This window comes from Longimicrobiaceae bacterium (assembly GCA_035936415.1).
In the GTDB taxonomy this organism is placed as follows: Bacteria; Gemmatimonadota; Gemmatimonadetes; order Longimicrobiales; family Longimicrobiaceae; genus JAFAYN01.
In genome coordinates, this window is the sequence record DASYWD010000184.1 from 1 (window position 1) to 14,786 (window position 14,786).

A 14,786-nucleotide genomic window follows, 5' to 3' on the forward strand; every position below is an offset into this window, starting at 1 on the left:
GGCCACGGCGGCCGGGGCCGGCGCAGCCGGAGCCGGGGAGGGCGCGGGGGCGGCCTTCGCGGAGCGCTCGGCGGCCTTCGCCGCGGCGATCGAGTCCTCGCGCAGCTTTTCCACGTGGGCCCCGTACCTGTCCGGGAACACGGCCACGTGGTAGTGCGGCGGGGTGCGCTCGCGGGTCACGTCCAGCAGCCCCTTCCGCTCCAGGGAGAGCAGCGTGCCCTCCAGCCAGGCGCGGCAGCGGGGGTTCTGGCTGATCCGGAAGTCCACCGCCATCCCCGTGGGGTGCACCGAGAGCGCGTGCGCGTTCCCCGGCTGGTTGGCGAGCGGGCGGGTCAGGCTGGTGACCACCAGCTTCTCCCCGCACCCCTCGCGGTACTGCGCGCCGAGCCGCTCCACGAAGGTCCGCATCTCGGGGCGGGCGTACGGGTACGACACCCCGTCGTTGACGCGGTAGTTGGCGTCGCCCTCCAGCCGGACGAGGTGTCCCTTCTCCACGAACTCGCGCACCTGGCTCCCGGTGCGCAGGAAGGAGAAGTCGTTCTGCTTCGCCACCTGGTTCTGGCGGACCATGGAGCTGGGCGAGCCGCGCAGCGTCGCGCCGTCGTCCGCCCGGGCCGGCACGGCCAGGGTGGCGAAGAGCGCAAGGAGCAGGGTGGCAGGTCTCAGCATGTAGATCTCCCGTGGCGAAGCGTACGGACGCGTGCGGGCCCCGTCCCGGGGACCGGTGTTCGTGTGTTCGTCGATGAGGTGCGGATTGACGTACCTAATATACAAAGAAATGTTTCTTCGCGCGAGGCCTTGACACGGCGCAGGTGCCTGCAAACAAACGGTTTGTGCGTGGTCGGGCAGGCCCGGCGGCACCGCCGAGACGGTGCCGGCGTGCCTGCGGCTTTGATCGGCTGGCCGACGGCAGTAAGTTGTCAGCCTCTGGACGGCGCAGCCCGAAGGCGGCCGCGCGGTCCTTCGACCCACGCGTTCCGCAGATTCGCCGTGAAGACCCCGACCCAGGCCGACAATGCCGCCCCCCCGAGCGCGGGGCTGGACTTCATCCGCGCCATCGTCGCCGAGGACCGGCGGGCGGGGAAGCACGACACCATCGTCACCCGCTTCCCGCCCGAGCCCAACGGCTACCTGCACATCGGCCACGCCAAGTCCATCGCCCTGAACTTCGGCATCGCGGCCGAGACGGGGGGGCGCTGCCACCTGCGCTTCGACGACACCAACCCGGAGACGGAGGACGTCCACTACGTGGAGTCCATCATCGACACGGTGCGGTGGCTGGGCTTCGACTGGGGCGAGCACCTGTACTACGCCTCGGACTACTTCGACCGGATGTACGCCCTGGCCGAGTTCCTGGTGGAGCAGGGCCGGGCGTACGTGGACAGCTCCAGCGAGGAGGAGATCCGCGAGCTGCGCGGCACCGTCACCGAGCCGGGCCGTCCGAGCCGCTTCCGGGACCGGAGCGTGGCCGAGAACCTGGACCTCCTCCGCCGCATGAAGGCCGGGGAGTTCCGGGACGGCGAGCACGTGCTCCGGGGCAGGATCGACCTGGCCTCGCCCAACATGCTCCTGCGCGACCCGGTGCTCTACCGCATCCGCCACGCGCACCACTACCGCACCGGCGACCGCTGGTGCCTGTACCCGCTCTACGACTACGCGCACCCCATCGAGGACGCCATCGAGGGGATCACGCACTCCATCTGCACCCTGGAGTTCGAGAACAACCGCCCGCTCTACGACTGGGTGGTGGACGGGTGGCGGGACTTCGTGCGCGCCGGGGGCGGGGAGCCGGCGCGCCCGCGCCAGTACGAGTTCGCGCGCGGGAACCTGGACTACACGGTGATGAGCAAGCGGAAGCTGCTGGAGCTGGTGAGCGGCGGCTTCGTGAGCGGGTGGGACGACCCGCGGCTCCCCACGCTGGCCGGGCTGCGGCGCCGGGGCGTCACCCCCGAGGCCATCCGCGCCTTCTGGGAGCGGAGCGGCGTGGCGAAGACGGAGAGCCGGGTGGACGTCGGCAAGCTGGAGTTCGCCGTCCGCGACGACCTGAACCAGCGTGCCCCGCGGGTGCTGTGCGTGCTGCGCCCGCTGAAGGTCACCCTCACCAACTATCCCGAGGGGGAGACGGAGGCGCTGGACGCGCCCTTCTGGCCGCACGACGTCCCGAAGGAGGGGAGCCGGGAGCTCCCCTTCTCGCGCGAGCTGTACATCGAGCGCGACGACTTCATGGAGGACCCGCCGAAGGGGTACCACCGCCTGGCCCCGGGGCGCGAGGTGCGGCTCCGCTACGCCTACTTCATTCGCTGCGACGAGGTGGTGAAGGACGAGCACGGCGAGGTGGTGGAGCTGCGCTGCACCTACGACCCGGCCACCCGCGGCGGCAGCGCCCCGGACGGTCGCACCGTGAAGGGGACGATCCACTGGGTGTCCGCGGCGCACGCCCTCCCCTGCGAGGTGCGGCTCTACGACCGCCTCTTCAGCGTGCCGGACCCGGACGCCGGGCCGGCCGACTTCAAGGAGTACCTGAACCCCGAGTCTCTGGTGACGGTGCGGGGCGCCCGCGTGGAGCCCGGCGTGGGCGACGACCCACCGGGGAGCCGCTACCAGTTCGAGCGGCTGGGCTACTTCGTCAGCGACCCGGTGGACTCCCGGCCGGGCGCGCTGGTCTTCAACCGCACGGTGACGCTGCGGGACACCTGGGCGAAGCAGGCGGCCGCCGCGCCGCAGCCGGAGGCGCCCGCGCGCGGCGAGCGGAAGCGGGAGGCGCGGAAGGAGCCCGCCGCGGCCGGGGAGGACCGCGCGAAGACGAAGTCTCCCGCCCCCGCCGAGGCGGCGCGCTCGCCGGAGCTGGAGGCGATGCGCGCGCGCTTCGTGGACGAGCTGGGGCTCTCCCCCGAGGACGCGGACGTGCTGACCCGGAGCGTCGCCTTCGCGGAGCTGCTGGAGGGAACGGTGCGCGCCGGCGCGGACGCCCGCAGCGCGGCCAACTGGATCGTCAACGACCTGCTCTGGGTACTCAAGGAGCACGGGATCAACGAGATCGCCTTCGGCCCGCCGGAGCTGCGCGTGCTGATCGCGCTGGTCGACGACGGGACCATCTCCAGCAGCGCGGGGAAGACGGTGCTGGCGGAGATGGCGAAGACCGGCGCCGATCCGGCCCTGGTGGTGGAGCAGCGCGGGCTGCGCCAGGTGAGCGATGCCGCCGCGCTGGCTCCCGCCGTGGACGAGGTGCTGGCCGCCCACGCGGGGAAGGTGGAGGAGTACCGCGGCGGGAAGACCGGGCTGCTGGGCTTCTTCGTCGGCCAGGTGATGCGGAAGAGCGGGGGGAAGGCGAACCCCGAGGTGGTGCGCGGGCTGCTGGAGGAGCGGCTGGGCGCATAGCAGGCCGTGAGAGCGCGTCGGAAGTGGAGGGGCGTCCCGTTGGGGCGCCCTTCGCGCATTGCCGGCGTGTTGACCTGACCCGGCGTTTGCGTGCCATTCTTGTGGGTGATACATTTTGGATATCCAAAATGTATTTGGGACATGTCGGCTATTCGGACCCCCAGCGCGGCTCGCCTCGTGCGCACATCCCCACAAGGATTTCTCCGCTACCCGGTCTCGACCCTGCTCGGGACCGACGCCTCCGTGCGGGTGCTGCGCGAGCTCGCTCTTCATGGTGGGGAGCTCACGACCACGCTGCTGGCCCGGCGAACCGGCGTGACCGACCAGTCCGTTCGCAACGTGCTCCGCGTCCTCGGCCGGGCGGACCTGCTCAGGGTCTACGGGCAGGGACGTGCAGCCGCCTACCAGCTCGACGCCAGCCACCCGGTCGCGGCGATGTTGATCCAGCTCTTCCGTGCAGAGGATCAGCGCATCAGCGCCCTTTACGACCGTATCGCGCGAGCGGCACGACAACTCGATCCTCCTCCGCTGGCGGTCTGGGTCTTCGGAAGTGTGGCCCGAGGCGAAGATCGGGCCGGCAGCGACCTGGACCTCCTGCTGGTCGTGGACGAGGACGGGGCCGCGGAACGGGCCGCCGACACGTTCCGGGAGGAGCTGGCGGGTGTGGAACGGGAGCACCGTGTGACGATTTCCGTCGTGCCGGTCAGCGGCACGGACGTCCTGCGGCTCGCGCGGACCGACGACCCGTTCTGGCGAGAGATGCTGTCGGATGCGGTGGTCCTCCACGGGCGGAGGCCCGAAAGCCTGCTCTCGCGCCTGGAGTCGAGACAGCGTCCTGCTCCGCCAGCGGATGCGCACGATGGCTAGGCACACACCCTCGAAGCCGGCGGATCCGGGGGGCGCTCGCCGCCCCGCGCGAATCCCCTCCCGATCAGCGGCTCCGCACCTGGCGCCAGGCAGCGCGGGCTTCCGGCAGCACGGCCGGCACGGTGGCGAAGGTCAGTCCCGCCGCCACCAGGCACCAGCCGCAGAAGGTCCGGTGCTTCGTCCACTGGTCCACCGTCAGGCGCCCCGCCTGCAGCGCGTCGCCCATGACCTTCCCCGCCATGGCGAGCGGGATCCACGGCATCGTCTGCACCCGGTCCGTCCCACCCGTCGCCGCAAGCACCATCGTGGCCGCGTAGCTGGCGAAGCCCAGCACGGCGTCCGGTGCGTTCAGGTGCGCGTAGGCTTCCGACGAGGCGTCCACCTTGTCGGCGTTGAGCCGGGGGATCGGCGGCTCCGGGAGGTGGCGGACGATCCCCATCTGGTAGAGCGAGATCACGCCCATGCAGCCCGCCGCCCCGAGGGCGAGCCCGAGCACCCTCCGGCGGGCGCGAAGGTGCTCTCCATCTCCGGTCCGCAGCTCGTGGCTCAGCTCCGCTGGTTTCATGCGCTCTCCTCCAGGATCGGGTCGTCGGCCCCGGGTGGGATGCAAAATCCGTCCCCCGGGTGCAGATGGACCGGCGCCGCTCAGCGCCCCCGCAGCTCCATCGCCTCCGCCACCAGCTCGTGCGAGCGCAGCCGCGCGCCGAAGTCGTGCGTGACGGTGACCACCATGACCTCCTCCACCCCGTAGCGCTCCGCCGTGCCGAGGATCGCGTCCCGCACCGTGGCCGGGTCGCCGGCGATCGTCCGCGCCCCGGGCAGCTCCGGCGGGGGCGGGGACCACCCCGCTCCGAGCTCCGCCAGCGCGTCCTCCGGCGAGGGGATCCCCCGGTCGTAGCCGCGCATGATCCGGCGCCGCCACGCCTCCATGCTCGCGGAGAGCCGGTGCGCCTCCTCCCGCGTCTCGGCGCACACCACGCCCACGGCCACGCTCGCCCGCGGCTCCGCCAGCCGCGCCGAGGGGCGGAAGCGCTCCCGGTATCCCCGCACCGCCGCCGCGCCGTCCTCGCCGCTGATGAACTGCGCGAACGAGTAGGCGCACCCCAGCTCCGCGGCGTGCCGGGCGCCCTCCCCGCCGGAGCCCAGGATCCACAGCTCCGGCACACCCGGGCCCCGCGGCATCGCCCGGACGCGCCGCCACGGGTGGTCGCGCGGGAAGTCCTCGTTGGCCAGCCAGCGCGCCAGCTCCTCCACCTGCTGCGGGAACGCCTCCACCGGGACGGAGCGGCCGTACCGCAGCGCGCCCGCGGTGAGCGGGTCGCCCCCCGGCGCCCGCCCCATCCCCAGGTCGATCCGGCCGGGGAAGAGCGTCTCCAGCACGCGGAACTGCTCCGCCACCTTGAGCGGCGAGTAGTGCGGCAGGAGCACGCCCCCGGAGCCCACCCGGATCGTGCGCGTGGCCGAGGCCACCATGGGGATCAGCACCTCCGGCGCGGAGCCCGCGAACGAGTTGGTGCTGTGGTGCTCCGCCAGCCAGTAGCGCGCGTAGCCGAGCCGCTCCGCCGCGCGCGCCAGCTCCAGCGTTTCGCGGAGCGCGTCCGCGGCGGTGCCTCCGTTGCGGACGGGCGACTGGTCGACGACTCCGAGGACGAGGGGCATGGGTGAGGGAGTGCGAGAGTGCGAGAGTGCGGGAGTGCGAAGTGCGATACGGCGGCGCATGTTGGAGGCAGCGGGCGGGGCGGGCAAGGGCCGGGCGCACTTTCGCGGCTTCTAGTGCGGGTGGTAGTATGCCCCTTGCCCGGCGCCGTTCTTCCCGACCCCATGCCACAGGAGCCCTCGCGGATGTCGCGAAACCAGATGATCGCCGCGGCCGTGGCCGCGCTCGTCGCACTCGCCGTCGCGTTCTCGGCGGGGTTCTTCCCGCAGCGGACGCGGGCGCGGGCCCTCGCGGCGGAGATGGAAGCGGTGCGGCGGGACCTGCACTTCGCGCGGATGGAGGGGGTGCTGGGGGCGGCCCTCGCGGAGTCGCTGCGCAGCAACTACGAGCGATCGCGGCAGCTCATGACCGGCTTCTTCACGGAGCTGCAGGCGAGCATGGGACAGGTGGAGGACCCGGTGCGGCGCCGGGAGCTGAGCGCCATCCTGGCGCAGCGCGACGAGATCGTCACCCTGCTCTCCCGCGCCGAGCCGGAGTCCACGCAGCGGCTGATGCTCATCTACACCCGCTACTTCGCCGCGATGGACCCCGCCGGGCGGAACGCCCCGGCTGTCACCCCCTCGCCCCCGGTCGACTCGCCCGCGCCCGTGACCTGACGCCCGCGCGCCGCCGGACGCCCTTCGCCGACCCCGACCCGGAGCGACCCCGTGCCGCTTGCGTCCCTCGCAAGGATCTGCGGTAGGGGAGTGCGGAACGGCGGGAGGCACGCAGAGGAAGCAGGGGAAGCAGAGGAAAAGCAGGAGCAGTCCCCTGTTTCCTCTGCTTCCCCTGCGTGAGCCCCTGCTGTTTCTGCGTCCCGCTCCCCTGCCGACCCGACGCGATGCAGCCTACGCGGCTTCCTGCTCCTTCAGCGCCTGGCGGGTGGCGCGGTAGCCCTCCTCCAGGAAGAACTGCGTGCGGTCGAAGTCCCAGCCGCCCAGGTGCCCCACGAGCGGGCGGACGTACAGGAGCGGGGGGCCGTCGTACCCGTCCAGGCACCGGGAGCGCTGGTCGCGCAGGTTCAGGTTGAGAACCCGGTCGTGGATGGCGATCATCCCCCGGTCGAAGAAGTCGTCCGCCGGGGGGAGGAACTCCGACCCCACGTCCACCCCGATGATCCGCTCCGCCCCCCAGGCCTCCGCCTTGCGAACCGGGAACACGTCCAGCACCCCCCCGTCCACCAGGTAGTCGCCGTCCCCGGTCCTGCAGGGCGGGAAGTAGATGGGGAGCGCGCAGGAGGCGTACACCGCGTCCGCCACCGACAGGTCCTGCCGGCACCCCGTCCCGAACCAGACCTCCTCGCCGGAAACCAGCGACACGGTGTTCAGGCGGAAGGGGTGCTTCATCTCCGCGAACGAGCTGGTCGGGAGGATGCTCTCGATGTACTTCCGGAAGTGGTCGCCCACGAAGACGGCGTCCTCGCGCACCCCGCCGAAGAACACCGCCCGCCGGTTGATGGCGACGATGTCGTCCTTGGTGAGCTTGCGGGCGATCTCCGCCAGCTCGCGCCACCCGTAGCCCCCCGCGATCGCGGCGCCGATCAGCGCCCCGATGCTGGTCCCCATGATGGCGTCCGGACGGACCCCCGCCTCCTCCAGCGCCTTCCAGACGCCGATGTGCGCGATCCCCTTCATCCCGCCCCCGCCCAGCACCAGCACGGTGCGGGGGGAGCCGGAGGGCTGCGGGGGCTGGAGAGCGATCTCGTTCGTGCTCACGACGGGACCTCGGCGCAGAGTGTTCGCGGGGCAGCGTGTGCCCCCGGGCGGGCACCGGGCCAGGACGCCCCACCACGGGCGCACGGTGCAACCCGTGGGCCAGCCGGCCCGGGGCGGCACGCACCCCGCGTCCATTTTGCCCGGCCCGCGCCAGTCTTGACACGGGCCGGGGCGCGGTCTACGTTGCAGAGTTGATAAGAAGAATCATTCTCCAAAACTGATCGGGCTCCGGGCGACCGAATTATAACGTCCGGTGTAGCAACGACATAACTCGCCCCCGGCGTCGCCGGGGTACGGTCCACGGGAGAAGAGGAAGCATGTCCGAGCCGCTGCTGAAGATCGTCAACCTGCACGCGGAGATCGCGGAGGAGGGGACGGAGATCCTGAAGGGCGTCGACCTGGAGCTGAACGCCGGGGAGATCCACGCCATCATGGGGCCCAACGGCTCCGGGAAGAGCACCCTCTCCAAGGTGATCTCCGGCCACCCGGCCTACGAGGTCACCGACGGCGACATCCTGTTCCGCGGCGAGAGCGTCCTGGACATGGAGCCGGACGAGCGCGCCCGCGCCGGCGTCTTCCTGGCCTTCCAGTACCCGGTGGAGATCCCGGGCGTCTCGGTCGCCAACTTCATGCGCACGGCGCTGAACGCCAAGCGCGGCGAAGAGGTGGACATCTTCGACTTCCAGGACGAGCTGGAAGGGAAGATGGAGATGCTGGAGATGGACCCGGCCTTCGCGCTGCGCTCCGTGAACGAGGGGTTCTCGGGCGGCGAGAAGAAGCGCAACGAGATCCTGCAGCTCGCCATGCTGGAGCCGGAGCTGGCCGTCATGGACGAGACCGACTCCGGGCTGGACATCGACGCGCTCAAGGTCGTCACCGCCGGGATCAACCGGATCAAGGAGCAGAACCCGGGGATGACGGTGCTCCTGATCACGCACTACCAGCGGATGCTCAACTACATCACCCCCGACCGGGTGCACGTGATGGTGGACGGGCGCATCATCCGCTCCGGCGGAGCCGAGCTGGCGCTGGAGCTGGAGGAGCGTGGCTACGACTGGGTCCGCGGCGCCACCGCGGTAGTCTGAACACATGAGGTGAGCTCTGCAGTGCGGAGTGGGGCGCACTTCGCACCCCGCACTTCGCACTGGTTCACGGGAGGAAGGACATGCCGCAGAACGAAGCCGTCGCCCAGATCGGGCTCGACGAATACAAGTTCGGGTTCAGCGACCCGGAAAAGTACCTCTACAAGTCCCGCAAGGGGCTCGACGAGGAGATCGTCCGCGAGATCTCCCGCCAGAAGGGGGAGCCCGAGTGGATGCTGAAGACGCGCCTCAAGGCGCTCAAGCACGCCCAGTCGCGGCCCTGGCCCACCTGGGGCGGCGACCTTTCGGGGCTGGACTTCGACAAGATCTACTTCTACATCCGCCCCTCCGAGAAGGTGGGCCGGACGTGGGACGAGGTCCCGGAGGACATCAAGAACACCTTCGAGCGGCTGGGTATCCCGGAGCAGGAGCGGAAGTTCCTGGCCGGCGCCGGCGCCCAGTACGAGTCCGAGGTGGTGTACCACTCGCTCCGCGAGGAGTGGGAGAAGGCCGGCGTCATCTTCAAGGGGATGGACGACGGGCTCCGTGAGCACGAGGACATCGTCCGCGAGCACTTCGGCACGGTGGTCCCGTACCGGGACAACCTGTTCGCCGCGGTGAACACGGCGACGTGGTCCGGCGGGTCGTTCGTCTACATCCCCAAGGGGGTGAAGCTCGACATGCCGCTCCAGGCGTACTTCCGCATCAACGCGGAGAGCATGGGGCAGTTCGAGCGCACGCTGATCATCGTGGAGGAGGGGGCCGAGGTCCAGTACATCGAGGGGTGCACCGCCCCCACGTACTCCCAGGACTCGTTCCACTCGGGCGTCATCGAGATCATCGTCAAGGACAACGCCCGCTGCCGGTACACGACGATCCAGAACTGGTCGCACAACGTGTACAACCTGGTGACGCAGCGCGCCCGGGTGGGCGCCCACGCCACCATGGAGTGGGTGGACGGGAACCTGGGCTCCAAGCTCACCATGAAGTACCCGTCCTGCTACCTGATGGGCGAGGGCGCGCGCGGCGAGATCCTCAGCATCGCCTACGCCGGCCCCGGCCAGCACCAGGACGCGGGCGGCAAGGTGGTCCACATGGCGCCGAACACCTCGTCGCGGATCGTCTCCAAGTCGATCTCCCGGGGGTCGGGGCGCAGCTCGTACCGGGGGCTGCTCAAGGTGGACAAGGGCGCGCACCACGTGCGGAGCAACGTGGAGTGCGACGCGCTCCTGCTGGACGAGGAGGCGCGCACCGACACCTACCCGTACATCGAGATCGAGGAGGAGCACGCCTCCATCGGCCACGAGGCCACCGTCTCCAAGATCGGCGACGAGCAGCTCTTCTACCTCATGAGCCGCGGCCTTTCGGAGGACGAGGCGGCCACCATGGTGGTGCGCGGCTTCATCGAGCCCATCGCCAAGGAGCTCCCGCTGGAGTACGCGGTGGAGCTCAATCGCCTGATCGAGCTCGAGATGGAAGGCTCCGTCGGATAGGGGACAACGGAGAGGGAGCAGGAACCGGCCCGCAGGCGCTTCGCCGTCCGCAGGCCGCTCCTGCTCCCTGTTCGCTCTTTCGCTGGCACCAACGACAGACCAGAGACCATTCCGTGGCAGATACAGGGATCGCAACCGAGCCGACCGGCGTCTTCACCCGTGACGAGGTGAAGATCCTCTCGGCCCGGAAGACGGAGCCGGAGTGGCTCCAGGAGGCGCGTCTCGCGGGGCACGACGCCTTCGCCGACGCGCCGATGCCGAGCACCCGCAGCGAGGACTGGCGGTACACGGACATCGGCTCCGTGCTGAAGCTGGAGGGGCTCGCCCTGGCGGACGAGGTCCGCCCGGCGGCCTCGGCGGAGGAGCTCCCGGAGGGGCTGCGCGCCGCCATGGCGGAGGCGGGCGCCGTCGCCGGGCGCCTGGTGCAGGCGGACGCTTCCGTGACGCTGCGCGAGCTGCCGGAGGAGCTGCGCGCGCAGGGGGTGGTGTTCACCTCGCTGGAGGCCGCGGTCCGCGAGCACCCGGAGCTGGTGCGCCGCTACCTGGGCACCGCGGTGACGGTGGAGGACGGCAAGTTCGCGGCGCTGAACGCCGCGTTCTGGACCGGCGGGCTCTTCCTGTACGTGCCCCGGGACGTGCGGGTGGAGGCGCCCTTCCGCTCCTACCGCTGGATCTCGGAGGCGGGGAGCTCCGTGTTCCCGCGCGTGCTGGTGGTGGCCGAGCAGGGCGCGGAGCTGTCGCTGGTGGACGAGGCGCTCTCGCCGGACTTCGACCGGCAGACCTTCGCGCTCTCCACGGTGGAGGTGTTCGCGGAGGAGGGGGCGAAGGTCAACTACGTGGCGGTGCAGCGGTGGGGCGCGGGGGTGGTGAACCTGTCCACGGAGCGGGTGGTGGCGGGGCGCGATGCGCGGGCCACCACGCTGGCGCTCGCGCTGGGCGGCGACCTGTCGCGCAGCGACGTCCGCTGCCGGCTCACCCGGCCCGGGTCGCACGTGGACCTGCTGGGCCTCTACATCGCCGACCGCTCGCAGCACTTTGACCACCAGACGCTGCAGGACCACGTGGCCCCGCACGCCTCCAGCAACCTGCTCTACAAGGGCGCGCTGATGGAGCGGGGGCGCTCGGTGTTCCGCGGCCTGATCCGGGTGCACCCCAAGGCGCAGCGCACCGACGCCTACCAGACCAACCGCAACCTGATCCTCAGCGGCGAGGCCCGGGCGGACTCGCTCCCCAACCTGGAGATCCAGGCGGACGACGTACGCTGCTCGCACGCCGCCACCGTCGGGCAGCTGGACGAGGAGGAGATCTTCTACCTCCTGAGCCGCGGGATCCCCAAGGCCCAGGCGGTGCGGCTGGTGGTGTTCGGCTTCTTCGGCGAGGTGCTGGTGCAGCTCCCCCTGGACGAGGTCCGCGAGGAGCTGGTCCGCGCCGTGGAGCGGAAGATCGGCGCCCGGGGGATCTGACGGTGGCGTTCGTCAGGGTGGCCGCGCTGAAGGAGGTGCCGGAGGGGGAGGTGGTGGGCGTCGAGGCGGAGGGCGTCCGGGTCTGCCTCGCCAACGTGGAGGGGACGGTGTACGCCTTCGCGGACCGGTGCTCGCACCGCGAGTTCCCGCTCTCCAACGGGGAGCTGGACACGGACGACTGCACCATCGCCTGCGAGTGGCACGGGGCGCAGTTCGACATCCGCACCGGCGAGGCGAAGTCCCTCCCCGCCACGCGCCCCATCCCGGTGTACCCGTGCAGGGTCGAGGACGACGCGGTCTACGTCGACGTGTCGGCGTAGACGAGGGGCTCCGGCCCGAGTGAACCTCCAGGCGCGGAGCCGCCGGACCCGTACGCGAGGCGGGCCGGGCTCCGCGCCTTTTTTCAACGTGACCAGATGAGCGCACCTACAGTCGCCGACCGGGAGGACGCCGCCGTCGCCCCCTCCACCTCCTTCGACGTGGAGCGGGTCCGGGCGGAGTTCCCCATCCTGGACCAGGAGGTGAACGGCCACCCCCTGGTGTACCTGGACAACGCCGCCTCCACGCAGAAGCCGCGCGCGGTGCTGGAGGCGATGGACCGCTTCTACCGGCGCGACAACGCCAACGTGCACCGGGGGCTGCACGAGCTCTCCAACCGGGCCACGGAGGCCTACGAGGACGCGCGGCTGCGCGTGGCGGGCTTCTTCGGGATCGCCGACACCGCGGAGCTGATCTGGACGCGCGGGGCCACGGAGGCGCTGAACCTGGTGGCCTGGGCCTGGGGGTCAGCCCACCTGCGCGCGGGCGACGAGATCCTCCTCACCGTGCTGGAGCACCACTCCAACCTGGTCCCCTGGCAGCTCCTGGCGCAGCGGACCGGGGCGCGGCTCCGCTTCCTGGACGTCGACGACCAGGGGCGGCTGGACCTCACCGCGCTGGGCGACCTGCTGACGGAGCGGACGAAGCTGGTCTCCCTCGGCCACGTCTCCAACGCGCTGGGGACGGTGAACCCCGTGCGGCAGATCGCGGAGCGCGCGCACGCCGTGGGCGCCCTGGTGGTGGTGGACGGCGCGCAGTCCGCCCCGCACCTCCCGGTGGACGTCCCCTCGCTGGGGGCGGACTTCTACGCCTTCTCCGGCCACAAGATGTGCGGCCCCACCGGGATCGGCGGCCTGTGGGGGAGGCGCGAGGTGCTGGAGGCGATGCCCCCGTTCCACGGCGGCGGCGACATGATCGACGTGGTGGAGCTGGAGCGCTGCACCTTCGCCCCGCTCCCGAGCAAGTTCGAGGCGGGGACGCCGAACGTAGCCGGGGCGGTGGGGATGGCGGCCGCGGTGGACTTCCTGGCCGGGATCGGCCGGGAGGCGATCCTGGCCCACGAGCGCGCGCTGCTGGCCTACGCGCTGGAGCGCATGGCGGAGGTCCCGGACCTGGTGCTCTACGGCCCGCAGGACCCGGCGGAGCGCTCCGGGCTGGTGTCGTTCACCCTGGCGGACGTGCACCCGCACGACCTGGCCACCATCCTGGACGCGCAGGGGATCGCCATTCGCGCCGGCCACCACTGCGCCCAGCCGCTGATGCGCCGCCTGGGGCTCTCGTCCACCGCGCGCGCGTCGTTCTACCTGTACAACACCCGGGCCGACGTGGATCGGCTGGTGGAGGGGCTGCAGCACGCGCGGAGCCTGTTCGGGTACTGAACGGCGGGGCCGTAACTCATCTGCGCGGGCGGTCGGGGGCGGGGGTAGTCTCCGGAAGAAGTGAACTCGCTTCGCTCAGACATCCACTTCTTCCTCCGACCACCCCCGCCCCCTCCCTGTCACTCCGCGAGGGTGCCGAACTGCGGTCGCGGTTGCCGTAGTCGTGCTCCCCTCTCCCGCTTGCGGGGGAGGGGCCGGGGGAGGGGGCCAAACCATGCAGTCCATCCAGAATCATGACCGACAAGAGCACACCCGCGCTCGGCGCCCTCTACCAGGAGCTGATCCTGGACCACTACCGCCGCCCCAGGCATCGCGGCGAGATGGAGTCGCCGGACGTGGAGGTCCGGATGAACAACCCCACCTGCGGCGACGAGATCGTGCTGCAGCTCCGCGTCCGCGACGGGACGGTGGAGGAGGTGCGCTTCGCGGGGCAGGGGTGCTCCATCTCGCAGGCCGCCGCGTCGATGATGGCCCAGCTCGTGGCCGGAAGGTCGCTCGTGGAAGCGGACGCGCTGGCGGAGCGCTTCAAGGAGATGCTCCACGGCGATCCCGAGGCGGCCAAGGACCGCGCCCTGGGGGATTTGCGCGCCCTGGCCGGGGTCGCCAAGTTCCCCGTTCGCGTGCGCTGCGCGATGCTCGCCTGGAACGCGCTGCACGAGGCGGAGCGGAGGCTCGGTGCCGGCGGCCAGGACACGTAGACCCAACCGAGGACGGACAGAGTGACGCAACAACAGGGGCCCGCCGGGGGCGCGCCGTACCAGCGGGTCGCCGTCTTCATCGACGGCTGGAACTTCCGCTACGCCACCTACGAGTCGTTCGGGCTGCGGGTGGACTACAGCAAGCTGCTGCGGTACTTCTCCGAGGGCGCCATCCTGGTGCGGGCCTACTTCTACACCGGCGAGTGGGAGGACTCCGCCATCGCCCGCTACGTCCGCCTCACCAACACGCCGGACCCGCAGACGAAGCAGCGCGAGATGGAGCAGCAGCGCGACGGCGAGCGGGCCTTCTGGCGCTTCCTGAACCGCAACGGCTACCGGGTGGTCCGCAAGCCGGTGCGGGTGATGTCGCCGGACGAGGAGGACCCGGACCGGCCGCCGCGGATGAAGGCGGACCTGGACCTGGAGCTGGCCATCGACATGCTCACGCTGGCCGACAAGGTGGACCGCATCGTGCTGGTCTCGGGCGACGGGGACTTCGTCCCGCTGGTGGACGCGGTGGCGGAGCGCGGCGTGCGGGTGGCGGTGGTCTCCACCCAGGCGGAGGAGGCCTTCCGGAACGCCCGCTACCGCGCCAGCGACGAGCTGCTGGACGCGGCGGACGAGTTCATTCCCATCGAGAGCATCCGCCGGTATATCGAGCGGGAGGCGCGCAGCTACTCCGGGATCCGGCGCGAGC

Annotated in this window: 14 protein-coding genes; 10 read left to right on the forward strand and 4 right to left on the reverse strand. The window is 71.1% G+C overall.

The window, feature by feature from the left end:
- A partial coding sequence (locus tag VGR37_07285; protein ID HEV2147189.1) for a DUF5715 family protein occupies positions 1–669 on the reverse strand: 669 nt, incomplete at its 3' end.
- A gap of 321 nt (positions 670–990) precedes the next feature.
- Between VGR37_07285 and VGR37_07290 the strand changes: the two genes are divergently transcribed.
- Together VGR37_07290 and VGR37_07295 are read left to right on the forward strand one after the other, a co-directional pair.
- Entirely contained in the window at positions 991–3,378 is a 2,388-nt protein-coding gene (locus VGR37_07290) for a glutamine--tRNA ligase/YqeY domain fusion protein (protein HEV2147190.1), read from the forward strand.
- Between the two features lie 243 nt (positions 3,379–3,621).
- A complete protein-coding gene (locus VGR37_07295) occupies positions 3,622–4,245 on the forward strand; it encodes a nucleotidyltransferase domain-containing protein (GenBank protein ID HEV2147191.1) in 624 nt (207 codons plus the stop codon).
- 64 nt (positions 4,246–4,309) lie between these two features.
- Here the strand turns inward: VGR37_07295 and VGR37_07300 are convergent, their stop codons facing one another.
- Together VGR37_07300 and VGR37_07305 are read right to left on the reverse strand one after the other, a co-directional pair.
- The gene (locus tag VGR37_07300; GenBank protein ID HEV2147192.1) at positions 4,310–4,810 is read right to left on the reverse strand and encodes a vitamin K epoxide reductase family protein; all 501 of its coding nucleotides are present in this window, start codon (positions 4,808–4,810) and stop codon (positions 4,310–4,312) included.
- Between the two features lie 80 nt (positions 4,811–4,890).
- A complete protein-coding gene (locus VGR37_07305) occupies positions 4,891–5,904 on the reverse strand; it encodes an LLM class flavin-dependent oxidoreductase (GenBank protein ID HEV2147193.1) in 1,014 nt (337 codons plus the stop codon).
- Between the two features lie 183 nt (positions 5,905–6,087).
- On the opposite strand from VGR37_07305, the gene VGR37_07310 reads away from it, so the two are divergent.
- Positions 6,088–6,558 carry a hypothetical protein gene (locus tag VGR37_07310; GenBank protein ID HEV2147194.1) on the forward strand — a complete coding sequence of 157 codons (471 nt, stop codon included), beginning with the start codon at positions 6,088–6,090 and terminating at the stop codon, positions 6,556–6,558.
- Positions 6,559–6,789: 231 nt separating this feature from the next.
- On the opposite strand, the gene VGR37_07315 is transcribed toward VGR37_07310, so the two are convergent.
- Positions 6,790–7,656 carry a patatin-like phospholipase family protein gene (locus VGR37_07315; protein ID HEV2147195.1) on the reverse strand — a complete coding sequence of 289 codons (867 nt, stop codon included), beginning with the start codon at positions 7,654–7,656 and terminating at the stop codon, positions 6,790–6,792.
- Positions 7,657–7,973: 317 nt separating this feature from the next.
- On the opposite strand from VGR37_07315, the gene sufC reads away from it, so the two are divergent.
- From sufC to VGR37_07350, 7 genes are all read left to right on the forward strand, one after another.
- Positions 7,974–8,741, forward strand: a complete 768-nt coding sequence (sufC, locus tag VGR37_07320) for a Fe-S cluster assembly ATPase SufC (protein ID HEV2147196.1) — start codon at positions 7,974–7,976, stop codon at positions 8,739–8,741.
- An 80-nt stretch (positions 8,742–8,821) separates the two neighbouring features.
- Positions 8,822–10,231, forward strand: coding sequence for a Fe-S cluster assembly protein SufB (gene sufB / locus VGR37_07325; protein ID HEV2147197.1), 1,410 nt, complete (start codon positions 8,822–8,824; stop codon positions 10,229–10,231).
- Between the two features lie 113 nt (positions 10,232–10,344).
- Complete coding sequence (sufD, locus tag VGR37_07330) at positions 10,345–11,694, forward strand: Fe-S cluster assembly protein SufD (GenBank protein ID HEV2147198.1); 1,350 nt, start codon at positions 10,345–10,347, stop codon at positions 11,692–11,694.
- Between the two features lie 2 nt (positions 11,695–11,696).
- The gene (locus VGR37_07335; protein HEV2147199.1) at positions 11,697–12,014 is read left to right on the forward strand and encodes a non-heme iron oxygenase ferredoxin subunit; all 318 of its coding nucleotides are present in this window, start codon (positions 11,697–11,699) and stop codon (positions 12,012–12,014) included.
- Positions 12,015–12,110: 96 nt separating this feature from the next.
- Positions 12,111–13,391, forward strand: a complete 1,281-nt coding sequence (locus VGR37_07340) for a cysteine desulfurase (protein ID HEV2147200.1) — start codon at positions 12,111–12,113, stop codon at positions 13,389–13,391.
- A 233-nt stretch (positions 13,392–13,624) separates the two neighbouring features.
- Complete coding sequence (locus VGR37_07345; GenBank protein ID HEV2147201.1) at positions 13,625–14,089, forward strand: SUF system NifU family Fe-S cluster assembly protein; 465 nt, start codon at positions 13,625–13,627, stop codon at positions 14,087–14,089.
- A 21-nt stretch (positions 14,090–14,110) separates the two neighbouring features.
- The coding region (locus VGR37_07350) for an NYN domain-containing protein (protein HEV2147202.1) at positions 14,111–14,786 on the forward strand (676 nt) is incomplete at its 3' end.